22 protein-coding genes are annotated in these 23,310 nt (G+C 61.6%); 10 read left to right on the top strand and 12 right to left on the bottom strand.

The genetic code is table 11. The features are described 5' to 3' along the window. Positions 1–223 precede the first annotated feature (223 nt). Positions 224–748: a Ros/MucR family transcriptional regulator gene (locus ACYQOP_RS15130; RefSeq protein WP_056432877.1), complete on the bottom strand. Its 525-nt coding sequence runs from the start codon at positions 746–748 to the stop codon at positions 224–226. Positions 749–2,111: 1,363 nt separating this feature from the next. Further along, positions 2,112–3,047, bottom strand: a complete 936-nt coding sequence (gene argC / locus ACYQOP_RS15125) for an N-acetyl-gamma-glutamyl-phosphate reductase (RefSeq protein ID WP_461222904.1) — start codon at positions 3,045–3,047, stop codon at positions 2,112–2,114. Between the two features lie 215 nt (positions 3,048–3,262). On the opposite strand from argC, the gene ACYQOP_RS15120 reads away from it, so the two are divergent. Both ACYQOP_RS15120 and ACYQOP_RS15115 read left to right on the top strand, forming a co-directional pair. Continuing rightward, positions 3,263–3,790 (top strand): hypothetical protein, encoded by a 528-nt coding sequence (locus tag ACYQOP_RS15120; RefSeq protein ID WP_461222903.1) that lies wholly within the window; start codon positions 3,263–3,265, stop codon positions 3,788–3,790. 503 nt (positions 3,791–4,293) lie between these two features. Next, positions 4,294–4,749: a hypothetical protein gene (locus ACYQOP_RS15115; RefSeq protein WP_461222902.1), complete on the top strand. Its 456-nt coding sequence runs from the start codon at positions 4,294–4,296 to the stop codon at positions 4,747–4,749. 80 nt (positions 4,750–4,829) lie between these two features. On the opposite strand, the gene ACYQOP_RS15110 is transcribed toward ACYQOP_RS15115, so the two are convergent. Then, positions 4,830–6,161 (bottom strand): MFS transporter, encoded by a 1,332-nt coding sequence (locus tag ACYQOP_RS15110; protein ID WP_461222901.1) that lies wholly within the window; start codon positions 6,159–6,161, stop codon positions 4,830–4,832. 367 nt (positions 6,162–6,528) lie between these two features. On the opposite strand from ACYQOP_RS15110, the gene cyoA reads away from it, so the two are divergent. The 5 genes from cyoA (at position 6,529) to ACYQOP_RS15085 (ending at position 11,688) form a co-directional block, all read left to right on the top strand. Further along, positions 6,529–7,653 (top strand): ubiquinol oxidase subunit II, encoded by a 1,125-nt coding sequence (cyoA, locus tag ACYQOP_RS15105; RefSeq protein WP_461225336.1) that lies wholly within the window; start codon positions 6,529–6,531, stop codon positions 7,651–7,653. Between the two features lie 132 nt (positions 7,654–7,785). After that, positions 7,786–9,789, top strand: a complete 2,004-nt coding sequence (gene cyoB, locus ACYQOP_RS15100) for a cytochrome o ubiquinol oxidase subunit I (RefSeq protein WP_056432857.1) — start codon at positions 7,786–7,788, stop codon at positions 9,787–9,789. A gap of 5 nt (positions 9,790–9,794) precedes the next feature. Then, positions 9,795–10,424 carry a cytochrome o ubiquinol oxidase subunit III gene (gene cyoC, locus ACYQOP_RS15095; protein WP_056432855.1) on the top strand — a complete coding sequence of 210 codons (630 nt, stop codon included), beginning with the start codon at positions 9,795–9,797 and terminating at the stop codon, positions 10,422–10,424. Beyond that, a complete protein-coding gene (cyoD, locus tag ACYQOP_RS15090; RefSeq protein WP_056432852.1) occupies positions 10,421–10,822 on the top strand; it encodes a cytochrome o ubiquinol oxidase subunit IV in 402 nt (133 codons plus the stop codon). The genes cyoC and cyoD overlap by 4 nt, the downstream gene beginning before the upstream one ends. 122 nt (positions 10,823–10,944) lie before the next feature. Continuing rightward, positions 10,945–11,688, top strand: coding sequence for an SURF1 family protein (locus ACYQOP_RS15085; RefSeq protein ID WP_461222900.1), 744 nt, complete (start codon positions 10,945–10,947; stop codon positions 11,686–11,688). Positions 11,689–11,693: 5 nt separating this feature from the next. On the opposite strand, the gene ACYQOP_RS15080 is transcribed toward ACYQOP_RS15085, so the two are convergent. From ACYQOP_RS15080 to ACYQOP_RS15060, 5 genes are all read right to left on the bottom strand, one after another. Then, complete coding sequence (locus tag ACYQOP_RS15080) at positions 11,694–13,784, bottom strand: prolyl oligopeptidase family serine peptidase (RefSeq protein WP_461222899.1); 2,091 nt, start codon at positions 13,782–13,784, stop codon at positions 11,694–11,696. Positions 13,785–13,881: 97 nt separating this feature from the next. After that, positions 13,882–14,133, bottom strand: a complete 252-nt coding sequence (locus tag ACYQOP_RS15075; RefSeq protein WP_018042799.1) for a hypothetical protein — start codon at positions 14,131–14,133, stop codon at positions 13,882–13,884. A gap of 83 nt (positions 14,134–14,216) precedes the next feature. Next, positions 14,217–14,696, bottom strand: coding sequence for a 30S ribosomal protein S9 (gene rpsI / locus ACYQOP_RS15070; RefSeq protein WP_026175762.1), 480 nt, complete (start codon positions 14,694–14,696; stop codon positions 14,217–14,219). 2 nt (positions 14,697–14,698) lie between these two features. Then, positions 14,699–15,160: a 50S ribosomal protein L13 gene (gene rplM / locus ACYQOP_RS15065; protein ID WP_018042797.1), complete on the bottom strand. Its 462-nt coding sequence runs from the start codon at positions 15,158–15,160 to the stop codon at positions 14,699–14,701. Between the two features lie 909 nt (positions 15,161–16,069). Continuing rightward, the gene (locus ACYQOP_RS15060) at positions 16,070–16,498 is read right to left on the bottom strand and encodes a PaaI family thioesterase (protein ID WP_461222897.1); all 429 of its coding nucleotides are present in this window, start codon (positions 16,496–16,498) and stop codon (positions 16,070–16,072) included. Between the two features lie 64 nt (positions 16,499–16,562). Here ACYQOP_RS15060 and ACYQOP_RS15055 point away from each other — a divergent pair, with 64 nt between their 5' ends. Beyond that, the gene (locus tag ACYQOP_RS15055) at positions 16,563–17,120 is read left to right on the top strand and encodes a CoA-binding protein (protein WP_461222896.1); all 558 of its coding nucleotides are present in this window, start codon (positions 16,563–16,565) and stop codon (positions 17,118–17,120) included. Between the two features lie 37 nt (positions 17,121–17,157). Here ACYQOP_RS15055 and ACYQOP_RS15050 read toward each other — a convergent pair whose 3' ends face one another. From ACYQOP_RS15050 to ACYQOP_RS15035, 4 genes are all read right to left on the bottom strand, one after another. Beyond that, on the bottom strand, positions 17,158–18,360 hold the full coding sequence (locus ACYQOP_RS15050; RefSeq protein WP_461222895.1) for a hypothetical protein: 1,203 nt from the start codon (positions 18,358–18,360) through the stop codon (positions 17,158–17,160). Then, positions 18,353–19,162, bottom strand: a complete 810-nt coding sequence (locus ACYQOP_RS15045) for a hypothetical protein (protein WP_461222894.1) — start codon at positions 19,160–19,162, stop codon at positions 18,353–18,355. Before ACYQOP_RS15045 ends, ACYQOP_RS15050 begins: the two co-directional genes overlap by 8 nt. Before the next feature lie 93 nt (positions 19,163–19,255). Then, positions 19,256–20,539 (bottom strand): MFS transporter, encoded by a 1,284-nt coding sequence (locus tag ACYQOP_RS15040; RefSeq protein ID WP_461222893.1) that lies wholly within the window; start codon positions 20,537–20,539, stop codon positions 19,256–19,258. Positions 20,540–20,777: 238 nt separating this feature from the next. Further along, on the bottom strand, positions 20,778–21,128 hold the full coding sequence (locus ACYQOP_RS15035) for a DUF3140 domain-containing protein (RefSeq protein WP_461222892.1): 351 nt from the start codon (positions 21,126–21,128) through the stop codon (positions 20,778–20,780). Between the two features lie 384 nt (positions 21,129–21,512). Between ACYQOP_RS15035 and ACYQOP_RS15030 the strand changes: the two genes are divergently transcribed. Both ACYQOP_RS15030 and ACYQOP_RS15025 read left to right on the top strand, forming a co-directional pair. After that, positions 21,513–22,793, top strand: a complete 1,281-nt coding sequence (locus ACYQOP_RS15030) for an O-acetylhomoserine aminocarboxypropyltransferase (RefSeq protein WP_207413510.1) — start codon at positions 21,513–21,515, stop codon at positions 22,791–22,793. A gap of 109 nt (positions 22,794–22,902) precedes the next feature. Further along, entirely contained in the window at positions 22,903–23,301 is a 399-nt protein-coding gene (locus tag ACYQOP_RS15025) for a response regulator (RefSeq protein WP_461222891.1), read from the top strand. Positions 23,302–23,310: the final 9 nt, after the last annotated feature.

Genomic DNA, 23,310 nt, shown 5'->3' with positions numbered 1-23,310 from the left:
TCCTGTGTTTGCGGCATGTTCCGACCAAGGGTGATCGACGGTTGAGACAACAATTATAACGTCCAATCCTCGTCGATCCACGGCTCGCCCAAAGCTCCTATAAAAACCGTACCTTCCTGCAAACCTCAGCATTTTCCGCGAAAAAGCCTACTTCGCGGCGCATGCCGGAAGTAGGCTTTGTCGGATGACCCGGATGATACTAGGTCGGGTCTTTGGAAAAGACTCAGGCCGCCTGCTTCTTGCGCGGGCCGCGACGCTTCTTTTCCGGCGCGGGAGCGACAGCTTCTTCCACCGGCTCGCTCACAACCTCTTCTGGAGCTGACTTGGTCACAGTCTTACGACGCTGCTGGCCGAGACCGAGTGCGCGAGCCAGTTCGGACCGTTGTTCGGAATAAGCGGCGGACGTCATCGGATAGTCGGGCTGCAGACCCCATTTTGCCCGGTATTGCTCAGGGGTCAGTCCCCGTAGCGTGAGGTGACGGCGAAGCGTCTTATACTGCTTGCCGTCTTCGAAGCTGACCAAGTAATCCGGGGTCACGGAGCGGCGGATCTCCTGCGGCGTCGCCTTGGGCGGCCCAGTGTCCACCGCCGGTGCATTGCTCGTGCTCACAGTGCGAATGGCTTCGTGCACATCGCTTAAAAGCTTAGGCAGTTCCGCGCTTTGAACGTGATTGTTGCTGACGTAAGCGGAAACGATATCAGCCGCTAAGGTGATAAGACGAGCCGATTCAGTGTCTGATTCACTCATGATATTCGTACCATCGATTCAATTTGTTGAAACTGTACACGAGACTAAGCTCTGTTTTGACCTATCGCAAGATGTTATTGCAGGAAATTCGGTGTTTTAAGGATCATTCGCTCGTGTGTATCGGGTTTTCGCCGTCTGCGAGAGCCATATCATGCGATCCCCATACGTTTGGGCGTGGCACCAAGCAGAGTTTATCCATCATTTCAGCGCATCAACGCCTCGCGGCGGCTCGCTCATCACCAGACCCGACAAAGGTCGCAGGGGAAAACTTCGTGGGTGGGATTGTCTGCCGGTCAAAACAATCACGACTGGCAAATCCACCTGGGCCAGCCTCGAAGTTCCATCCAGGGGTAAGTCCGCTCCCGACACTTCGCATAAGCTCAAAGGTCGTTGCGGCAGCCGAATCCAACTGCACGGCGCACTGCCACGCATCGGGAAGATCCATCATTCAGCCCTGTCGGTGGGGCTATTTGTCCAGACGACATGCCGTGATCCCGATGTTGGAGTAGAATGTGCTTTTCCACCTTCGCCGAATAGCAGATGTCGCGGCTTCTGGTGCGGAAGGCCGGCAAATCGTAGAAATTAAGAGTTTGCAATCGTATACCTCCCCTCTCATGACGTTTCGAGGTAGGAGTTCGGCAGCGGTAGCGGTGGATCTTTGGCCTCCTCGTCTGACATCTTCAAGGTGCTCGTGGAATTGTGCCTTCCTCTCGCATCAGGAAAAGCTTCTTAGAAACATGCATCTACTTCGACGGGGCATACGGTGAGTTTTTCGACGTCCATTGAGCGACAAGAAACTTTCCTCATCGCCGTGATTGGCAGGCGACGGTGGCTAACCTGTCCAACGGAAATTCGTTCCCTGTAAATTCAGTCAAAATCGCACCTTCATGCAAAAAGTATGCGCCGTATTGCTGCGAACATCAGCGGTACGATGAGAGGCAGATTCTCCAGAGGTCTCTTTTTAAGATGAGTCGTGAAGGTCGGTGTGAAATATCCGCCGTAATTTTGCTGAATATGGATGTCCCGTCAACGGGACGAACAAAATACAACTAATGCGCGTGGGGATAGTCTTTGGCGGGTCGGAGAGGAAGGAGGATGAAGTTGGACTCGTTGGTCGCTTCGATGTCCGAGAATCGACGTATGGCTGTCGCAGTTCCGAGGCCGAGCCAGCCTATGGCGATGCGCTCTCGCATGGGAAATGCGCTGCCAGAAATATCATATACGCATTGTTCGAATGACGCCGCGTGAAGTCTCGGCGCCAAGTTCCAATTTCCGTCAGTCGACCGATCCGGCGATACCCGAGCCACGCCCCATAATATGGACAGGCCCGGATAGTGTAGTGAGTCCTGTCCGCGTCGTTCGTTTAATCCAGCCCGAGCATGAGGCCAATATTCTGAACAGCGGCACCGGAGGCGCCTTTACCAAGGTTATCGAGCCGGGCAACGAGCAGCGCCTGGGAATGGTCCGGTGTTCCATAGACCCTTAGTTCGAGACGATCAGTATCGTTCAGGCCCTCGGCATCCGGCTTGTCGTTCGGGCTGGTCTGTATCACCGTCACCAAGGTGTTGCCGGCATAATGGGCTGCGAGAGCCGCTTCCAGTGCTGCCGCATCCGGACGCCCCGGCAGAGTATCGAGGTGAAGCGGAATGCTGACCAACATGCCCTGGCGGAAGTTTCCCACGGATGGGATGAAGATTGGCCTACGGGTCAAGCCGCCATAGGTTTGAAGCTCCGGCAGGTGCTTGTGTGCAAAGCCGAGGCCGTAGAGCTGAAACGCCGGTGCGTCGCCGGCCTCATAGGCTTCGATCATGCTCTTGCCGCCACCGCTGTAGCCGCTTACCGCATTGACGCTGATCGGCGTGTCCGACGGCAGCAATCCAGCGTCGACAAGGGGCCGTACCAACGCGATCGCCCCGGTGGGATAGCAGCCGGGATTGGCGACGCGCCGCGACTCGCGGATCACCTGTGATTGGCCGGCGTTCAACTCAGCGAAGCCGTAAGCCCAACCGGGGCTGACGCGGTGGGCGGTGCTCGCATCGAGAATGCGGGGACCGCCAGCCGGAAGAGCATCGGCCAAAGCCACCGTTTCCTTAGCAGCGTCGTCGGGCAGGCAGAGGACAACGAGATCTACGTCAGCCAACAGCGCCCGTTTGACCGCGATGTCTTTGCGGCTCTCATGAGGGATACTTTTCAGGGAGACGCGGCCCTCGCGCTCCAGGCGTTCGCGAATGCCGAGCCCGGTGGTGCCGGCCTCCCCATCGATGAACACCGTGGGCTTCGCCAATCCGCTTTCGCTCATTTGAAAGGTTCCGTTTGTCTCGCCGTGGGATAACCGCCCTGCGCGCTCGCGAGGTGAAGGCTCTGGCTTCTCAAGTCAATGTCGCGGTACCGGAGCCTTCGCGGTCGAAGCACCTGTATCGTCGTGCTTTCACACGGATTGATGACACGTCACACCCCGGGAACTGGCCCTTCCGGCGCATGTTGATCGCATGGAAACAAGCAAAGGCTTGAACGATGGCCGCCAGCGCAGAGAAGTCCGATCCTAAGCTGTGGGATAAAATCAAGTCCGAGGTCACCTCCTCGGATAAAGGAGGCAAACCCGGCCAATGGTCCGCCCGCAAAGCTCAAGCGGCGACGAAGGCCTATAAAGAGGCCGGAGGCGGTTACAAGGGACGGAAGTCCAAGGACAACAGCCTTACGCAATGGTCCAATGAGGAATGGGATACGAAATCCGGCGAGCCGAGCAGCGAGACGGGCGAACGGTATCTTCCAAAGAAAGCACGTTCCTCCTTGTCAAAGGAGGAGTACGACCGCTCGACCCGAAAGAAGCGTGCTGACACGAAAAACGGGAAGCAGTTTTCGAGTCAGCCGAAGGACGTAGCTGAGAAAGCGGCCTCCGCCCGGAAAGGTGGATCCAAGTCCCGCAAGGCCTCCGATGGGCCCACCAAGGCCCAACTGATGCAGAAGGCCCGATCGGAAAATATCCGCGGTCGCTCGAGTATGTCGAAGGCCGAGTTGCAGAAGGCGCTTCATGCCTCCTGACCGTGGGAGGATTGGCAGATCCCACGCTTCCTTGGCATCGTGGTTGAACGGAAGCGAGCCACGCCGAGTTCTGCCCTATATCACTGTTCTTCCAGGACCCGTTTCGATGATCGCCAGACCCGTCGTGCTCGCACCTTGTCTCGTCCTATTGCTGACGGGGACCGTACTTGCTCAGAGCATTCCGGCTCCGGCCGGCATCGGCACGGCCCCATCGCAGAGTGATGAAGCTGGCATACCCTCAGGGAGCGCCTCTGGCATGCCATCGACAAACTCCGTTTCTCCCGGGTCTCCGGTTGGAAAGCCTCCGGTCGGTGGTGCGGGTGCGGCATCGGGGCCGTCCTCCAGTGCGGGCGTCGGAACCGGCGTCGGTGGCCCCCCTGGGACCGGCGCCCTCCCGGGTACCGGTGGAACATCCGGCGGTCCTGGTGGAATCAACCGCTGATCCCGCCAATCCGGTTTTGATGTCACGTTCTCCGCAATCCCAACCTTTGAGAGGCCTTCACATGCCCATCCGCCTGACGTCGCTCGCGGCCGGCTTCGCGACCCTCGTGGTTCTCTTGACAGGGTTCAGCGAAGCCGAGGCGTTCTGCCTGCGCAAAGTTGCCAACCGGTCGACATTGACGCTCGTAGTGGGCCAAGGGGATGGCGGAGCAGTGACGGTTCGCCCCGGCACGTCGAGGACAATCAGGCTCGATGGGGCGGCTCCGGTAGACGTGACCGGCTATTGCGACGTCCCGCGCCGAGGCGCACCCTTCGGACAACCCGTTGTTCAGCGCAGCTTTCCCGTGACGGCGGTCATGGATCGCTGCTTCTACGAGGTCGGGAATGGGTTCTTCGAACGCGAACTCGGCCCGAGCTTCTTTCCGCGCGACGATACCGGAGCGTTTGCTCTGAACACTCCTCGTCAGGGGGATCTCGCTCTGGGTCCATCCGGCGAATTCTGCCCTGCAATCCGATAAGGCTCAGCCGAAACGGATATGAAAAAGGCCCGCATGCATTGCATGCGGGCCTTTTTCTCATTGTACCACGTCCGTAATTGTCAGATCGGGGCAACCTTCCGGTTGATGGCGAGCGCGCCCAAGGTCGCGACCGCACCCGACAGTAGGTAGACGCCCACCCAAGCAAGGCCGAATCGGCTCGACAGGCTCAGCGCCACCAGCGGCGCGAAGCCAGCTCCGATCAGCCAGGCGAGATCGGATGTGAGCGCCGCGCCGGTATAGCGATAGCGCGTGCCGAGATACTCGGTCACCGAGCCTGATGTCTGCCCGTAAGACAGGCCGAGCAGACCGAAGCCGACGAGCACGTAGATCGTCTGGCCGGTTTCGCTATCGCCGAACAGCAGCGGTGCGAGAATACTGGCGAGGCTGAACAAGCCGATCAGGCTGGCCGCGATGCCGACGAGCCGACGCCGGCCCACCTGATCCGCGACGATTCCCGAGATCACGATCGCGCCAGCGAAGACGATCGAGCCGACGAATTGTACGAGCAGGAACTCGCCGGCCGAGCGCTTCGTGAACAGGGTGATCCAGCTGATCGGGAAGATGCTGACGAGATGGAACAGTGCAAAACTCGCCAGCGGCACGAAGGCGCCGATAAGGACAGTTCGTCCCTGTGCGCGGATCATTTCCCAGACCGGGGTCGGGGCGAGTTCGCGCGTCTCGAGAAGCTGCGTGAACTCCTCGGTTGCCACGAGGCGAAGTCGCGCGAAAAGAGCGACGACGTTTACCGCGAATGCCACGTAGAACGGGTAACGCCAGCCCCAATCGAGGAAGTCGTCCATGGTCAGGTTGGCAAGAAAGAACGAGAACAGGGCACTTGCGAGCCCGAAGCCGATGGGCGCTCCGAGCTGCGGGATCATCGCATACCAGCCCTTGCGGTCACTGGGGGCTTTGATCGACAGAAGCGAAGCGAGGCCGTCCCACGCGCCGCCCAGCGCGAGCCCCTGCCCTATACGGAAAGCGGCGAGCAGCCAGACCGAGGCCATCCCGATGCTGTGATAGGTCGGCAGGAACGCGATCGACACCGTCGAGCCACCGAGCAGGAACAGGGCGATCGTCAGTTTCACGCCTCGCCCATGCCGTCGGTCGATCTCCATGAAGATCACCGAACCGATGGGCCGTGCCACGAAGGCGAGAGCGAAGAGGGCGAACGCGTAGAGCGTGCCTTCCAGGGGCGGGACGAACGGAAAGAAGACCTTCGGGAAAATCAGCACCGAGGCGATGCCGAAGACGAAGAAGTCGAAGAATTCCGATGTCCGGCCGATGAGGACACCGACGGCAATGTCGCCGGGGGCAACTTCGGGTTCGGATGCGCCGGCCCTGGCACCTGCACTCAGATGCGGCGGGGTCTGCAACGCGTAATCTTGGCTCATGGACGGCCATTCGCTGCTTGAAGGGTGGGAAGGACACGCCGCACTTGGCGCATCCCTGTGTTCCGATTATGAGGGCTTGTTGCACTGCGGCAAAGCGATGCAACGTCACGTTTCGCGGATCAGCCAGGCATATGTCCCGCGGGTGATGCTTCCCTTCTTACTGCCTTCGGCGATGGAAATCAGCTATGCTCTCAACGCCCGGCTGATTAAAGCCGCACGCACTTGCCAGGGCGCCTTTGCACTGCGCAGGAGAAGCCCGTATCGAACCGGCATCGCGGCAAGCGATCCAGTACGAGCCGCCGCTTTTCGTAAACCAAATGTTTCCTCCCGACGTTCCGCCCGCGGACGTCTCACTGCAGCCGGTCGGATGTCATCCAGATCCTTGCGCGCTCTCGCATTCCTGCCTCTCATGGCCCTTCTCTCGGGCTGCAACATGGTCGTCATGCAGCCAGCGGGCGACATCGCCACGCGGCAGCGTGACCTCATTGTCGCCTCGACGGGGCTGATGCTGCTGATCATCCTTCCGGTGATCGCCTTCACGCTCTTTTTCGCTTGGCGCTATCGCCAATCGAACACCGAGGCCGAGTACGACCCCGACTGGCACCACTCGACTCAGCTCGAAGTGCTGATCTGGTCGGCGCCTCTCGTGATCATCATCGCCCTCGGGGCGCTGACCTGGATCAGCACACATACGCTCGATCCCTACCGGCCCCTGAGCCGCATCGACGCTTCCCGTCCGCTCACTGCGGATGTGAAGCCGTTGACGGTCGAGGTCGTGGCACTCGATTGGAAGTGGCTGTTCTTCTATCCCGACCAGGGCATCGCCACGGTGAATGAACTGGCGGCGCCGGTGGATGTGCCAATCAATTTCAAGATCACCTCGGCTTCGATGATGAACTCTTTCTTCATTCCGGCGCTGGCGGGACAGATCTACGCCATGGCCGGAATGGAGACGAAGCTGCACGCCGTCATCAACAAGGCGGGCGTCTACGAAGGTTTCTCCGCCAATTATAGCGGCGAAGGCTTCTCGCGGATGAACTTCAAGTTCCACGGGCTTGACCAGGGCGGCTTCGACCAGTGGGTCGCCAAGGTGAAGGCCGAGGGCAAGGAGCTCAACCGCGACGCCTACATCGCCCTGGAGAAGCCGAGCGAGCGTGAGCCGGTGGGCTACTATTCCAGCGTCGCGCCGGGGCTCTATAGCGCCATTCTGAACATGTGCGTCGTCGAGGGTAAGATGTGCATGGGCGAGATGATGAGCATCGACTCCAAGGGCGGCGCCGGCAAAGAGAGCCACGCCAACCGGGAGCGGCTTCGTTACGACGACCGGCATGCCGTCCGCGGCGAGGAGGCCCAGGGGGCGACGTTCCCAGCCACCGAAAAGAAGACGCGCAGCCAGGAGGTCGACCCGGACAAGGGGCATGATCACCACCACGACCATTCCGGGTCCGAGACGAAGCAAAGTGACCCTGCCCCCGCGCAGCTGAACCGCTAGGCCGACGCGATGACGCGCGGCCTTCGGGACAGGCGCATCACAGCGGCGGCACCATTAAATTGAACCCATGAGAGACCAGTACCGAATCGATCGGTACGTCCCCTCGCCGACAACCGGGAACGAAGCGATCCCATGTTTGCCAATCTCGATCTTCAGAAGCTCGTCTTCGGGCGACTGACTCTCGAAGCCATTCCGTATCACGAGCCGATCCTGCTCGTGACGTTCATCGGCGTCGCCATTGGTGGCGTCGGACTGCTGGGCCTCATCACCTACATGCGCTGGTGGGGGCCGCTGTGGCGCGACTGGTTCACCTCCGTCGACCACAAGAAGATCGGCATCATGTATGTCGTTCTCGCGCTTGTGATGCTGCTACGCGGCTTCTCCGATGCGCTCCTCATGCGCTCGCAGCAGGCCATCGCCTTCGGCGCCAACGAGGGCTACCTGCCGCCGCATCATTATGACCAGATCTTCACTGCACACGGCGTGATCATGATCTTCTTCGTGGCGATGCCTCTGGTCACCGGGCTGATGAACTTCGTCGTGCCGCTGCAGATCGGTGCACGCGACGTGTCATTCCCGTTCCTCAACAATTTCAGCTTCTGGATGACCGTCAGCGGCGCCGCGACGATCATGGCGTCGTTGTTCGTCGGCGAGTTCGCCCGTACCGGATGGCTGGCCTACCCGCCTCTCTCCGGCCCTGCCGGAAGTCCCGGCGTCGGTGTCGATTATTACATCTGGGGGCTTCAGATCGCCGGCATCGGCACCCTGTTGTCCGGCATCAATCTGATCGCCACCATCGTGAAGATGCGCGCGCCTGGCATGACCATGATGAAGATGCCGATCTTCACCTGGACCGCGCTCTGCACGAACATCCTTATCGTCGCCGCTTTTCCGATCCTCACGGCCGTTCTCGCGCTGCTCTCCCTCGACCGCTACGTGGGCACGCACTTCTTCTCGAACGACCTCGGCGGCAACCCGATGATGTACGTGAACCTCATCTGGATCTGGGGTCATCCGGAGGTCTACATCCTCATCCTACCCGCTTTCGGAGTGTTCTCGGAGATCGTCTCGACCTTTTCCGGCAAGCGGCTCTTCGGCTACGCCTCCATGGTCTACGCCACCGTGGTCATCACGATCCTGTCCTACCTCGTCTGGCTGCACCACTTCTTCACGATGGGCTCGGGTGCCTCCGTGAACTCGTTCTTCGGCATCACGACGATGATCATCTCGATCCCGACGGGGGCGAAGCTCTTCAACTGGCTCTTCACCATGTACAAGGGCCGCATCCGTTTCGAGGAGCCGATGCTCTGGGCCATCGGCTTCATGGTGACCTTCACCATCGGTGGCATGACCGGCGTTCTCCTCGCCGTGCCCCCGGCCGACTTCGTTCTCCACAACAGCCTGTTCCTCATCGCCCACTTCCACAACGTCATCATCGGCGGCGTGCTGTTCGGTATGCTGGCCGGCATCACTTACTGGTTCCCCAAGGCCTTCGGCTTCAAGCTCGATCCGTTCTGGGGGAAGATGTCGTTCTGGTTCTGGCTCACGGGCTTCTACTTCGCCTTCATGCCGCTCTACGTCCTCGGCCTGATGGGCGTGACGCGCCGCGTGCAGCATTTCGACGATCCGTCGCTGCAGATCTGGTTCATCATCGCGGCCTTCGGCGCCGGGTTGATCGCGCTCGGCATCCTCTCCTTCATCATTCAGCTCGTCGTGAGCTTCATGCGGCGTGAACAGCTGCGTGACGTGACCGGCGATCCGTGGGGCGGCCGTACCCTCGAATGGTCGACCTCCTCGCCGCCGCCGGATTACAACTTCGCCTTCACGCCCGTGATTCACGATCACGATGCGTGGTCGGACATGAAACGCCGTGGCTATGCCCGACCGCTCCAGGGTTTCCGCCCGATCCACATGCCGAAGAACACCGGCACGGGCATGATCCTCGGCATCCTCAGCATCGGCTTCTCGTTCGGCATGATCTGGTACATCTGGTGGCTTGCCGCACTGACGTTCATCGCCATGGCCGTCGTCGCCATCGGGCATACGTTCAACTACAACCGCGACTTCCACATCCCGGCCGACACCGTGATCGGTACCGAGGCTGAACGGACCCGGTTGCTCGAAGGTCGGGTCTGAGAACCATGGCGTCGCACGCTCCCACCCTCGCCAAGGAAGGCGAGGCACCCTCCTTCTACATGGAGGAGGATCACCATCCCGAAGGCGGCACCATGCTGGGCTTCTGGATCTATCTGATGAGCGATTGTCTCATCTTCGCGGCCCTGTTCGCCACATACGCCGTTCTCGGTCGAAACTATGCGGCAGGTCCTTCTCCCAAGGACCTGTTCGACCTGCCGCTGGTGGCGTTGAACACGTCGATGCTGCTGTTCTCGTCCATCACCTATGGCTTCGCCATGCTGGAGATGGCCAAGGGCGAGCAGCGGCGGATGCAGCTCTGGCTCGGCGTGACCGGCCTGTTCGGCCTCGCCTTCATCGGCCTGGAGCTCTACGAGTTCGCACACCTCATCCATGAAGGCGCCGGGCCGCAGCGCAGCGCCTTCCTGTCGTCGTTCTTCACCTTGGTGGGCACCCACGGCCTGCACGTGACGCTCGGCTTGGTCTGGCTCGTCGTGCTGATGGTCCAGACCGAACAGAAGGGCCTTATCCCGGAGAACCAGCGCCGGCTGCAGTGCCTTTCGATGTTCTGGCACTTTCTCGACGTGATCTGGATCGGCGTCTTCACCTTCGTCTACCTCATGGGAGTGCTGCAATGAGCGCCGCCAGCCAGTCCGCCCATGCGGCGGACCACGAAGAGGACGTGAAGGGCCACGGCGACCATAGCGGTCACGGCTCGTTCAAAGGGTATGTTACCGGCTTCGTGCTGTCGGTGATCCTGACCGCGATCCCGTTCTGGCTGGTCATGGGGGATGTGCTCGGAAACCCGCGTCTCACCGGCCTCGTCATCATGGGCTTCGGTGTGGTGCAGATCGTTGTCCACATGGTCTACTTCCTCCACATGAACACCAAGTCCGAGGGCGGGTGGACGATCCTGGCGCTGATCTTCACCCTGACGCTCGTGGTGATCACGCTCACAGGCTCCGTCTGGGTGATGTATCATCTGAACACCAACATGATGCCGATGACGCCGACCAGCTTGCATCAGCACCACTAGCGCACCGTCGCAATTACTGGACGCCGGTTTTCGGGAAGAACGATGCGAGACCAGTACCCTACGGCCACGTCTCGGATCACGTATCCGAGGCGTGGCCGTAATTTTATCGTCTCGGCATTCTGATGAGAACGGATAGACCCCTCCGGCCCTTGGGCACTGGCCTCGCTGTGGTCGGTGTTCTAACTCTCCTGACAGTAGCGGCCTTCCTTGCGCTGGGCACTTGGCAGGTCCAGCGCCGCGCGTGGAAGCACGACCTGATCGCCCGCGTCGATGCGCGGATCCATGCCGCTCCGGTCCTCACACCTCGGCAGCCGGATTGGCCCTCGATCGATGCCGGCACCGACGCTTACCGCCGGGTCTACGCCACCGGGACCTTCGCGAACGATCGGGAAACCCTCGTCCAGGCCGTGACGGAACTCGGCGGCGGATATTGGGTAATGACGCCGCTGGTGGGCGCGGACGGAACGACCATCCTCGTCAACCGCGGCTTCGTCCCGGCGGATAAGCGCGATCCCGCATCGCGTGAACTTTGCCGGACCATAGGCGAAACCCGAGTCTCCGGCCTGTTGCGCATCTCTGAGCCCGGCGGCGGCTTTCTGCGCCACAACGATCCTGCGGCCGATCGTTGGTACTCGCGCGATGTCGCAGCCATCGCTGCTTCGCGAGGCCTCGGAGCCACCGCGCCCTACTTCATCGATGCCGAGGCCGGGCCTGATCCCGGCATCTACCCTATTGGTGGGCTCACCGTGGTGGCCTTCAGCGACAACCACCTCGTCTACGCCCTGACATGGTACGCGCTCGCCATCATGGCCGCGGCTGGTGGCGCCTACGTCATCCGCGACGGTATGCGCCGGCGCGGCGCCTGAGACTCTTAGCTCTCCTCCGGAACCCAGCCGATGGACTGCCGGAGGAATCCCATCCCAAGGGCGAGGAAAGCGGCCGTCTCGGAATTGTCCTTGCCGTAGCCGTGGCCGCCGGCCGCCGGCTCGAAGAAGGCCGGGTCGTAGCCGAGATAGCGTAGCTTCTCCGCCATCTTGCGGGCATGCCCCGGATGGACGCGGTCGTCGCGTCGCGTCGTGGCGATGAGGATCGGCGGATAGGGCTTGCCCGCTTCCGCTGTGTGATAGGCCGAGATGGCGCCGAGGAAACTCCAATCCGCCTCCACATCGGGATCGCCGTATTCGGCGATCCAACTCGCGCCCGCCAGGAGTTTCGAATAGCGCCGCATGTCGATGAGCGGGATCGTGCAGAACAGGGCGCCGAAGCGCTCGGGGTAGCGGGTCAGCATGTTGGCGATGAGGAGGCCGCCATTAGAGCCGCCCTGCGCGGCGATGCGCTGGGGCTTCGTGACGCCGCGCGCCACCAGATCGGCGGCCACCGCCGCGAAATCGTCATGCGCCAGCGCCTTGCCCTCGCGCCGGCCGGCCTGATGCCAGCGGGTGCCGAACTCGCCACCGCCACGGATGTTGGCGACGACGCCGACGCCGCCCTTCTCCAGCCAGAGTTTGCCGAGAACCGCCTGATAGGTGGGAAGCAGCGAGATCTGGAATCCGCCATAGGCTGACAGATGCACCGGCGCGTCACCGCTGGCCCCAGTCGGCCCGACCTGGACGTAGGGGATGCGCTCGCCGTCCACCGAGATGGCCTCGTGGCGGGTGACCGTCAGGCCTTGGGTATCAAAGGCCGATGGCGTCGTGCGCAGGATGGTGGGAGCCGAGAGATCGCCGGGGATCGACAGCAGCGTCGGCGGCGTCAGCGGATCCTGAACCATCGCGAGGAGCGACCCGTCCGACTCGCTCTGCTCGGAATCGAAGGGCCAGACGGATACGCTGCCGATCTCCGGCAGGCCCGGAAGGCTGAGTCGGTTCCAGCCGCCCTCCCCCGGTTCGAACACGCTGTAGGACGGGCGCAGGTCGTCAAGGGCGTCGACGATGAGGCGCGGCCCGGCCCAGGAGACGTTCTGCAGCGCCCGGCGGTCGGAGGGCGTCCACAACACGGTGAAGCCGCGATCCCCATCGAGGAAGGCCGGAAGGCCGATGGCGAGGACCGTATCGGGCACGTGGAGCGCGCCGCCGATGCTCCATTCAGAGCGGGTCCGGATGACGAGATGGTCGCCGTGGAGAGAGATTTCGGCGTCGGTGGGGGCGTCGATGCGGTGGGTCGGGCCAGTTCGGTCGCCGATATGCAGGATGCCATCGAAGAAGCCGGTGCGCTCCATGAACACCACGCGCTCGGAGGGCGCGGCGTGGTCGACCTCGCCCCACAGGCCCATATTCTCGGGCGCGGTCTCGAACAGGATGGTGGCCGCGAGCGGGTCCTGGCCGCGCGTCCAGAGCCGAACCGTGCGGGAATAGCCGGAGCGGGTGGCCATGCCCTCGCCGAGGGCGCTCGACAGGATCAGCGTGTCGCGGTCGAGCCAATCGGCCCCGCCCTTCGCCTCGGGAAGGGTGAAACCGTCGGCGACGAAGCTGAGCGTCGGCAGGTCGAACTCGCGCAGAATGGTGGCGTCGCCCCCTCCCCGGCTCAGCTTCAGCAGGGCGCGGTCATGGGTGCCGGGGATGAGCGTCGCGCCGCCCCAAACCCAGTCCACGCCTTCGGTTTTCGCCAGGGCGTCGATGTCGAGGAGGGTTTCCCAAGCGGGGGTACCGGCGCGGTAGGAGGCTTCGTCGGTGCGCCGCCACAGACCGAGGGGATGCTCGGCATCGCGCCAGATATTGTAGAGGAGATGGCCGCGCCGTGACACGAGAGGGATCTTGTCAGGCCGGTCGAGAATGGCCTTCACCGCCTCGCGGTCGCGCTCCATGACAGGGTCGGTGAAGCGGGCCAGCGTCTCGGCGTTGCGCGCCTCGACCCAGGCGACGGCCTCCGCACCCTCCACCTCTTCGAGCCAGAGATGGGGGTCGTCATCGGGGTCGGCGCGGGTGGGACGGGGGTCGAAGGAGGGTTTCGTCGGCTGGATCATGTCCCGAAACTAGGGCGATTCCACCGGAATGGCGACGGCTTCCGAGCGGAATCGGACCCCCCTTTCGACCGGTACGCACGGGTCTTCGCGCGAATCTCTAACCCTCGAGCGTTCCCCAGCTCGGCTTCCATGCGCTTTGCGGATCGATGACCACGATTTCCATGCCGCCCTCGTTGGCCACATGCACGGCGATGCCGAAGGCCTGGGCGATGGGAAGCACGCCGGTGGTGCTGAACTGGCGTCCGTCGGCGAGCTTCACTTCGCCCTTCACCTCGCCGCCGGCCTTCGACAGGCAGAGCGTGACCGCGGTGACGACGGGGGCGTGAACGCGCCGGAAGACGTTGGGCATCGAGTGACCTTCGGACTGTGTCGCGACAAACGAAAAGGGCGGCACGAGGCCGCCCTTTCCAAAACCTGAGAGAACCGAAACGCTCAGCGCTTCGAGAACTGGAAGCTGCGGCGAGCCTTCTTGCGGCCGTACTTCTTGCGCTCGACCACGCGGCTGTCGCGGGTCAGGAAGCCTTCGCGCTTCAGGGGCGCGCGCAGCTCGGGCTCGTAATAGGTGAGCGCCTTGGACAGGCCGTGACGGACGGCGCCGGCCTGGCCGGAGAGACCGCCGCCATGCACCGTGACCGTGATGTCGTACTGGTCGACGCGGTTGGCGATGGTGAGCGGCTGGCGCAGGATCATGCGCAGCACGGGGCGGGCGAAGTAGGTCTCGACCGTGCGGCCGTTGACCACGACGGTACCGTTGCCGGGCTTGATCCAGACGCGGGCGACCGCGTCCTTGCGCTTGCCGGTGGCATAGGCGCGGCCCTGGGCGTCGAGCTTCTGAACGTGGACGGGGGCCGCGTTCTCGGGATCTTCGACGTTGGCGCGGTTCAGGTCGGAGAGGGACTGGAGGGTCGCCATGATCAAGCGCTCACGTTCTTGCGGTTGAGGCTGCCGACGTCGAGCGCCTGCGGCTGCTGGGCGGTGTGGGGATGCTCGGTGCCCTTGTAGACCCGGAGGTTGCCCATGATCTGGCGGAACAGCGGTCCACGGGGGAGCATACGCTCCACGGCCTTCTCGACCACGCGCTCGGGGAACCGGCCGTCGAGGATGAACTTCGCGGTCCGCTCCTTGATGCCGCCCGGGTAGCCGGTGTGGTGGTAGTACACCTTCTGCTCGCGCTTGCGGCCGGTGAACTTCACCTTCTCGGCGTTGATGACGATGACGTTGTCGCCGCAATCGACGTGGGGCGTGTAGGAAGGCTTGTGCTTTCCACGCAGGCGCATCGCGATGATGGTGGCGAGCCGGCCGACGACCAGACCCTCCGCATCGACGATGATCCACTTCTTGTCGACGTCGGCGGGCTTCAGAGAAAAGGTCTTCATCCCGTGGCGTTCCGTATGATGTCTTGCAAAACGATGCGCCGCCACGTGAGACACGCAGCGGCGTTGGAGGCTGCAATACGGGGCGACGGGTGAGTCGTCAAGGCATTTCGGATGAGGGGAATCGGCAAAAACCTCAAGGAAACGAGGTATTTCCGGGTTGAGGTATCAGGATACCGCATCCTTCCCACTCCCCTCCCACCCTCGATTGCATCCTGAGGCGCCCGCGCCAGCGGGCCTCGAAGGAGGGCTCCAGCCATCATGCGCTGGCTTGAGCCCTCCTTCGAGGCCTCCGCTTCGCTGCGGCGCCTTAGGATGAGGTGGGTGGGAATGGCCGGGCGCTTCGGCGGGATCGAGACTGGGCACGTCGCCATCGGTGAGCGAGACCGGCTGAAGCGTGAGGAAGCGCGGTTGTCCGGGCCTGGACTATCCAGCACCGGCTCCCCCTCTCCCCTCTGCGGGAGAGGGTGGCCCACGAAGTGGGTCGGGTGAGGGGAGCGCCCTATCCAGAGAGGCTGCCCCCTCTCCCGCCTGCTCCGCAGGCACCCTCCCCCGCAGAGGGGGGAGGGTGAGGTGGCGGCTCGCCTCTTGGGCGGGATCGAGGATGCTAAGCGGTGTCAGATAAGCGAAATCGGCTGAAGCGTGAGGAAGCGCGGTTGTCCGGGGCTGGAGATATCCGGCACCGGCTTCCCCTCTCCCCGCACGCGGGGAGAGGATCACAGGCACCTTGTCGTGCCTGTGATGAGCGGAGCGAGGATGAGGGGGCGTCGCCGGAAGAGGCTCCCCCGGAACCGCCCCCTCACCGTCGGCTGCCGCCTCGACGCGCCGACGACGGGGTCGTCGCGTCCCTCTCCCCGCGAGCGGGGAGAGGGGATGCTCACGCCGGACCCGCAGAGGGCGAAGGGTGCTGGCTCACCGCTCCGGCGGGATCGAGTACGTCCCCGTGGCGTGGCAGACGAGGTCGTCCGAGCCGGTGGCGAAGAGGCGCGCCTCCCCCACCGCGAGGCGCTTGCCGAGCTTGAGGAGGGTGGCCTCGGCGACGAGCCCGGTGGGGCCGGGTTTGCGCAGGAAGTTGAAGGAGAGGTTCGTCGTCACGGCCAGACCCACCGGGCCGATATTGGCGAGGATCGCCGCGTAGAGGGCGTAATCGGCCAGCGCCATCATGGCCGGGCCGGAGAGGGTGCCGCCGGGACGCAGGAAGCGTTCGTGATAGTCGAGCCGCATCCGCGCGGAGAGCGGACCCACCGATTCGAGGTGGAAGGCCGGCCCGTCATGGTTCATCTGCGGGAAGTCCCGCTCCAGAAAGGCGATGGTCTCGGAAAGGCTCATGGCAGTCGTCATGACGTGCCTTGCAGCATGCGCCGCGATGGCGGACAAGTCTCGGGCTTCGTTTTCAAGAGTTCCGATGACCCAGCCCGACGCTGCCCACCCCGACACCTCGCGCCATGACCGCTATCCCGATGCGCTGATCCGCCGGCTCCTCACGGAGACGAAGTCGATCGCCCTCGTGGGCGCGTCCGCGAACCCGGCCCGGCCGAGCTGGATCGTGCTGAAATACCTGCTGTCGCGCGGCTACGACGTGATCCCGGTCAATCCCGGCCTCGCCGGGCAGATGCTGCTGGGCAAGCCCGTCGTCGCGCGCCTCGCCGACCTCCCCGGCCCGGTCGACATGGTCGAAATTTTTCGGAACTCCGACGCGGCCGCCGGCCTCGTGGACGAGGCCCTCGCCTTGCCGGTGCTGCCGAAGATCGTCTGGATGCAGCTCGGCGTTCGCGACGATGACGCCGCCGCCCGCGCCGAGGGAGCGGGCGTCACCGTGGTGATGAACCGCTGCCCCAAGATCGAGTACGGGCGGATCTCGGGTGAGATCGGTTGGACCGGGGTGAATTCCCGGATCTTGAGTTCGAAGCGGCCGGTTTTGGGGGGTAAGGGGGTGCAGCGGCTGACGATTGAGCGGGGGTAAAACGGATCTATATGTATTTGATGAACTACGACATAATCTACGTAATTCCAGGTATATATGGCTGATTGACCTGTTTTGCCGCTGTGCTGCTGCCTTTGTCTAGTTCTGCTAATTCCCTTAGAATATCGTCAGACCAATAATTCACTGCTGCTGAATTTGACTGCTCAAATTTTTCGTCAATTATCGGTCTAATATCTTCGTATTGCGAAAAATATTTTGCAAAAAAGTATAGGAGTGCCCCTCGATTCATTGGGAAGCAAACCCGATAAATTTGTCGTACAACCATCTTAGTTATTTCGGTCTGAGATCTGCCGACAGGTCTATTTGTAACTAGTAAAAATAACATTATCTTGATAGAATCCAGTGCAAACTTTCCGCGATCCAATCCGTACTCTTGAAGTATCTGCGTTCCTGTCTCGGGGTCATCCAGGATAATCTTAAGTAGAAGTGTAACCCTTTCCTCCTGCCTGCCTTTGCTTTTCACTTTGCGGACTTCCAAGCTTATATTTTCTTCATACTTACGGCCTTCGTCTTCATTTGCATTTTCTGACGAAGTTTCAGGCCTTATGATTTCATCAAATTCGGTTTGAATAAGCCTTTCGATTTCATGCAGGCTAATATTGGAATAATCCTCAGGTGAAATATGACTGACGTCTATATGAATACGATTATTCTCTCCAATAATGACGGTTATATTTGACCGGGCAAGCAGAATTCGCTTTGCGGACTCGACTGACGGCGCTGCTCGCAAGAGTATTTTCCATAACTCGGTTTTGAGTACCGAGCCTTCAATGAAGACTTTTGCCGCCAGAGTATCGCCAGAATCATAAACTGTATTACGAAAGTTTTTTCTGCTTGATCGTTGTTCAATTTGTGTGCCAACAAGGCCATAAATCTGCAAATTTATCGACGTTTCTAGACTATTTTCATCGATGAATTTGGTCAGCCCGCTTCGAATTGTGCGTATATCGCCAGCAAGTAAAGATCCCTCTTTATCTACAAAAATATGAATTGGTTCATCGCCGATGCCTAATATAATTCTACTATTTATATCTGAAATAGGCTTATTGTGAGATATAGGCCGAAACTCCGATATGTGCCCGCTAATTTCGTCGACATATTGAATAAAAACTTTTGAATTATCCTTGGATGTCGAGAAGATCGGCAATGCAAACCCAAAATCTTTAGGACCATATGGAATAAAACCAACTAGTTGGTATACAATAGTAGCTCTACTCATCAAAGACTCCTGATGATTTATAATAATCACGTATCACACCCTCTAACAAGGAATGGTAGTGATCAGGGTGCTTGCCGGGAATAAATTCATACGGGAGAATAGTTACTCCCAAGCCATGAGACTCGAGCAGCCAAGGAGCCTGCTTCGTCTCATTCCAAAAAGTGTGCGGGACAGCTATCGCAAGCAATTTCCCCTCCAGTTTGACAGCGTTTTTTATTACTATCTCAATACTGCAGACTCTATCGTCCGGCTCATTGCGGCCTTTTGAGTTGATTAAATCAAGATATGCTTTGGTATGAAATTGCCAAGCTTCTCCCTCTTCGTCAGATTTTAATGCTTTAGAGGTGTCTGCATTAAAGTAGTTTAACTTACTTTTAAATACTGCACTAATTATCTTGTTTGGCCTAGTGACATCTTTTTGCAGTGAGAAATCATCGATATTCATTTCGTCGACTAAGATATGGCTGAACATACGTTTGCCGAACGCGCCTGTATCGAACGCATGAAATTTTTCTGCGTCCTGTATCAGCTCTGGTTTGAATATAAGACATGTCGGACAAGCAACTTCCGCTTTAATTACTCCGTCACCAGAAATGCGATATCCTGGTCTACCATAGGAAAAGAAATTTAGATAATCTTTGAGATTATCGCAATAATCGCCTTGTATTTCTCCATCATCCATTATGTCAGCTAAATTTATTCCTTTCGTGACATGCGTAAGAGGCATTAATGACCAGTCAGGTGAGGTGATCCCGTCTACCCATTTTCTGAAAGAGGTTCGGTCCTTAATTTTTTTAGCCATAACTGTCTCCTACTGATTTAGTAAAAATAAATAATGGCAGAGAGAGTGCAATATTAGTCTAGTTATCCAAGTGCTAAATTGATCATTTTTAACTCAAAGTTTGTGCTCGCCCGTCTCCTCCATCAACGCCACAGCCACAAAGCTAACCCCAGCCGCCACAGCCAGATACAACCCGACCCAACCGATCCCGCCCCAGTCACTCAGCCGCTGCGCCAGATACGGCGCGGCGGAGGCGCCCAGGATGCCGGCGAGGTTGTAGGTCACCGAGGCGCCGGTGTAGCGGACGCGGGTGGGGAAGAGTTCGGGCAGCAGGGCGCCCATGGGGCCGAACAGCCAGCCCATGGCGAAGAGGCCCAGACACAGGAAGCCGAGCACCAGGCCGCCCTGCCCGCTTCCCAGCATCGGGCCGAGGAGCAGGCCCAGCGAGGCGGTGAAGGCGAGGCCGGTGAGGAGGACGGGGCGGCGGCCGTAGCGGTCGGCGGCCCAGCCGGAGAGCGGGATGCCGAGGGCCATGAACAGCACGGCGACGCATTCGAACAGCAGGAAGGTCGGCCGGTCGAAGCCGAGTTTCGAGACGCCGTAGCTCAGGGCAAAGACGGTGGAGAGATAGAACACCGCGTAGCAGGCCACCATGGCGAAGGTGCCGAGCAGCGTCGCCTTGATGTATTTCGTGAAGATGGTGGCGAGCGGCACGCGCTCGGGCGGGGCCTTCTCCATGGCGGCCTTGAAGACCGGGGTCTCGGTGAGTTTCAGGCGGACATAGAGCCCGACGCCGACGAGCACGGCGGAGGCGAGGAACGGGATGCGCCAGCCCCAGGCCTGGAAATCGGCCGGGCTCAGGGCGAGAGCCAGCCCGAGGAAGCCCAGATTGGCGGTGATGAAGCCCACCGGCGCGCCGAGCTGCGGGAAGATGCCGTAGAGGGCGCGTCGCCCCGGCGGGGCGTTCTCCACCGCCAGCAGGGCCGCGCCGCCCCATTCGCCGCCAAAGCCGATGCCCTGGCCGAAGCGCAGCACGCATAGGGCAAAAGGCGCCCACCATCCGGCGGTGGCATAGGTCGGAAGGCAGCCGATGAGCACGGTGGAGAGGCCCATGATCATCAGCGAGGCCACCAGCGTCGCCTTGCGCCCGACCCTGTCGCCGAAATGCCCGAAGAACGCCGCCCCCAGCGGCCGCGCGATGAAGGCGATGGAGAAGGTGGCGAAGGCCGCCAGCGTCTGCACCGAGGGATCGTCGGCCGAGAAGAAGATCGGCCCGATCACCAGGGCGGCGGCCGTGGCGTAGACGTAGAAATCGTAGAACTCGATCGCCGTGCCGACGAAGCTGGCGATGAGGATCCGCGCGGCGGGAACGGGAGGGGGCGGAGCGGGCTGGAGCATGTGCGGCGCTATAACCGCAGGCGGGGGCGAGTGCCATGCGAATTCGTGCAGGATCGTTCCTGCGGTTCTCCTTCTCCCCTCTGCGGGAGAAGGTGGCCCGCGTCAGCGGGTCGGATGAGGGGATCGCCCTATCCGGACGCGTTGCCCCCTCTCCCGGTCGCTCCGCGACCACCCTCCCCCGCAGAGGGGGGAGGGACGCTCGCACGAGGCTCCCGCTCCTCGCGACAGCACTCACCCTTTATGTCTTCAGCGGGTCGTGGCCCCAGTTCATCAGCGAGAGACGCCAGGGCGAGTCCTCCACCGCGTCCTTGTCCTCCGGGCCACCCTGTTTGAGGTGGCGGTTCACGTAGCCGGTGACCTTGCGCATATGGGCGTAATCGTCGTCGGTGAGATCGGCCTTCTTGGCCTTCAGGATCGCGACGATGCGGCGGCCGGAGGCGTGGCCGGTGGATTCGGACGCGCCGTCCTTCTTCTGCCCGACCGAGCGGCTCTGCTCGCTGTCGAGGAATGTCTCCAGGGCGGTGGGCGTCATGTTCACCGCCTCCTTGAACGCGCGCCAGGTCTCGTCGTGGTCGTTCTTGCTCACCATCCGCCTCCGTCGCATCGGGAATGATTCAAGCGGGAGGCGCGGGGCGGGTTCCTCGGGGTCGGAGGGGCGAATGGTCACGAGGTGTCGGCGCCCGCGCCGTCATCCTGGGGCGCCGTAGGCGAGCCCAGGATCCAGACGCGGTGACGGCCTTCGCTGGATAAGGGTTCGCGGTTCTGGATCCCGGGCTCTGCTGCGCAGCCCCGGGATGACGGGAGTGATCTTCCCCCCCTCGCGACATCACCCACCCTTGACCCGCGCGCATCGTCCGCCATAAAGAACTTCTGTTCGTTTAAGCGGAACGGGGGCGTGGCTCCTCTTCCGTCTGGCCCGGCACAGGCGCTAGAACGACGTCCAGTGCGTGCCCGCCGGCCCCCGGAGTAAGTGATGACCGACCGTATCCCAGGCTTCAACACGCTGGCGATCCATGCCGGCGCCGCTCCCGATGCCACCACGGGTGCGCGGGCCACGCCGATCTACCAGACCACGTCCTTCGTGTTCGACGACGTGGACCACGCCGCCTCGCTGTTCGGGCTGCAGGCCTTCGGCAACATCTATTCGCGCATCACCAACCCCACCAACGCGGTGCTGGAAGAGCGCATCGCGGCGCTGGAGGGCGGCACCGCCGCCGTGGCGGTGGCCTCGGGCCACGCGGCCGAGTTCCTCACCATGCACGCGCTGATGCAGCCGGGCGACGAGTTCATCGCGGCCAACAAGCTCTATGGCGGCTCGATCAACCAGTTCAACCATTCCTACAAGAGCTTCGGCTGGAACGTGGTCTGGGCCGATACGGACGACCCGGATTCGTTCGAGCGGGCCATCACGCCGCGCACCAAGGCGATCTTCTGTGAATCCATCGCCAATCCGGGCGGGGTCATCACCGATATCGCCGCCCTCTCGGTGATCGCCCGGCGCCACAAGATCCCGCTCATCGTCGACAACACCATGGCGACGCCGTACCTGATCCGCCCCTTCGAGCACGGGGCCGACATCGTCGTGCATTCGGCCACCAAGTTCCTCGGCGGCCACGGCAATTCCATCGGCGGCCTCGTGGTCGATGGCGGCACCTTCGCCTGGGCCGGCGACGACCGCTACCCGATGCTGTCGCAGCCGCGCCCCGAATATTCCGGCATGGTGCTCTCCGAGACATTCGGCAATTTCGGCTTCGCCATCGCCATCCGGGTGCTGGGCCTGCGCGATCTCGGCCCGGCGCTCTCGCCGTTCAACGCCTTCCTCATCCTCAACGGCATCGAGACCCTGCCCCTGCGGATGCAGCGCCATTGCGACAACGCGCTCGAGATCGCGACCCATCTCAACGCCCATCCGGCGGTGGAATGGGTGAGCTATCCGGGGCTGGAGACCGACAAGTATCACCAGCTCGCCCGGCGCTACACGCCGCTCGGCTCCGGCTCGGTCTTCACCATCGGCCTCAAGGGCGGCTACGAAGCGGGCGTGAAGCTGGTGGCCAATCTCCAGCTGTTCTCCCATGTGGCGAATATCGGCGACACCCGCTCGCTGGTGATCCACCCGGCCTCCACCACCCACCGCCAGCTCACCGACGCACAGAAATCCGCGGCCGGCGCCGGGCCCGAAGTGGTGCGGCTCTCCATCGGCATCGAGGACCCGGCGGATCTGATCGAAGATCTCGACGCGGCGTTAAGCGCTTGATTTTGCTGGCAGGCCTGGGCGCGATCCCGGCCCGACGCCCCCGGGTTGACCCTCGGCGGCGTCGGGACTACCCCGCGAACCATTCCCCCATCGAGATCGTTCGCATTGCATGACGCATGATCCTTTCGAGACTTCCGGCGAGCCCCCGGTCATCCTTCTCGTCGAAGACGACGGCCTTCTCCTGATGGAGGCGGCCGATACCCTGGTCGATGCGGGGTTCCGTGTCCTCGAAGCGCCGCAGGCCGACAAGGCGCTCACCATCCTCGAACGCAACGAGGAGATCGACCTGCTGATGACCGACGTGGACATGCCGCAGGGCTCCATGGACGGGTTCGCGCTGGCCCGCCTCGTCGCCCATCGCTGGCCGACCATCCCGGTCCTCGTCGTGTCCGGCATGGGCACGCCCGGCCCGCACGACATGCCCGAGGGCGCGCGCTTCATCCCGAAGCCCTACGCGCCCAACACCCTGGTCCGGACATTGCGGGCCTTCGCCAGGCGCGCTGCCTGACCCCGCCAC

This window comes from Methylobacterium sp. CM6247 (assembly GCF_054817925.1).
The sequence above is the reverse complement of the archived record's forward strand: the minus strand, read 5'-3'. Positions and strand labels throughout refer to the sequence as shown.

Excerpts from the sequence above, each read along its gene's own strand:
- ACYQOP_RS15060 (WP_461222897.1), bottom strand. The coding sequence starts at position 16,498 with ATGACGACTGCCATGAGCCTTTCCGAGACCATCGCCTTTCTGGAGCGG.
- ACYQOP_RS15110 (WP_461222901.1), bottom strand. The coding sequence starts at position 6,161 with ATGAGCCAAGATTACGCGTTGCAGACCCCGCCGCATCTGAGTGCAGGT.
- ACYQOP_RS15115 (WP_461222902.1), top strand. The coding sequence starts at position 4,294 with ATGCCCATCCGCCTGACGTCGCTCGCGGCCGGCTTCGCGACCCTCGTG.
- ACYQOP_RS15030 (WP_207413510.1), top strand. The coding sequence starts at position 21,513 with ATGACCGACCGTATCCCAGGCTTCAACACGCTGGCGATCCATGCCGGC.
- ACYQOP_RS15055 (WP_461222896.1), top strand. The coding sequence starts at position 16,563 with ATGACCCAGCCCGACGCTGCCCACCCCGACACCTCGCGCCATGACCGC.
- ACYQOP_RS15130 (WP_056432877.1), bottom strand. The coding sequence starts at position 748 with ATGAGTGAATCAGACACTGAATCGGCTCGTCTTATCACCTTAGCGGCT.
- ACYQOP_RS15040 (WP_461222893.1), bottom strand. The coding sequence starts at position 20,539 with ATGCTCCAGCCCGCTCCGCCCCCTCCCGTTCCCGCCGCGCGGATCCTC.
- cyoC (WP_056432855.1), top strand. The coding sequence starts at position 9,795 with ATGGCGTCGCACGCTCCCACCCTCGCCAAGGAAGGCGAGGCACCCTCC.
- rplM (WP_018042797.1), bottom strand. The coding sequence starts at position 15,160 with ATGAAGACCTTTTCTCTGAAGCCCGCCGACGTCGACAAGAAGTGGATC.
- cyoA (WP_461225336.1), top strand. The coding sequence starts at position 6,529 with ATGTCATCCAGATCCTTGCGCGCTCTCGCATTCCTGCCTCTCATGGCC.
- rpsI (WP_026175762.1), bottom strand. The coding sequence starts at position 14,696 with ATGGCGACCCTCCAGTCCCTCTCCGACCTGAACCGCGCCAACGTCGAA.
- ACYQOP_RS15035 (WP_461222892.1), bottom strand. The coding sequence starts at position 21,128 with ATGGTGAGCAAGAACGACCACGACGAGACCTGGCGCGCGTTCAAGGAG.
- ACYQOP_RS15085 (WP_461222900.1), top strand. The coding sequence starts at position 10,945 with ATGAGAACGGATAGACCCCTCCGGCCCTTGGGCACTGGCCTCGCTGTG.
- cyoB (WP_056432857.1), top strand. The coding sequence starts at position 7,786 with ATGTTTGCCAATCTCGATCTTCAGAAGCTCGTCTTCGGGCGACTGACT.
- ACYQOP_RS15025 (WP_461222891.1), top strand. The coding sequence starts at position 22,903 with ATGACGCATGATCCTTTCGAGACTTCCGGCGAGCCCCCGGTCATCCTT.
- ACYQOP_RS15050 (WP_461222895.1), bottom strand. The coding sequence starts at position 18,360 with ATGAGTAGAGCTACTATTGTATACCAACTAGTTGGTTTTATTCCATAT.
- argC (WP_461222904.1), bottom strand. The coding sequence starts at position 3,047 with ATGAGCGAAAGCGGATTGGCGAAGCCCACGGTGTTCATCGATGGGGAG.
- ACYQOP_RS15045 (WP_461222894.1), bottom strand. The coding sequence starts at position 19,162 with ATGGCTAAAAAAATTAAGGACCGAACCTCTTTCAGAAAATGGGTAGAC.
- ACYQOP_RS15080 (WP_461222899.1), bottom strand. The coding sequence starts at position 13,784 with ATGATCCAGCCGACGAAACCCTCCTTCGACCCCCGTCCCACCCGCGCC.
- ACYQOP_RS15120 (WP_461222903.1), top strand. The coding sequence starts at position 3,263 with ATGGCCGCCAGCGCAGAGAAGTCCGATCCTAAGCTGTGGGATAAAATC.
- ACYQOP_RS15075 (WP_018042799.1), bottom strand. The coding sequence starts at position 14,133 with ATGCCCAACGTCTTCCGGCGCGTTCACGCCCCCGTCGTCACCGCGGTC.
- cyoD (WP_056432852.1), top strand. The coding sequence starts at position 10,421 with ATGAGCGCCGCCAGCCAGTCCGCCCATGCGGCGGACCACGAAGAGGAC.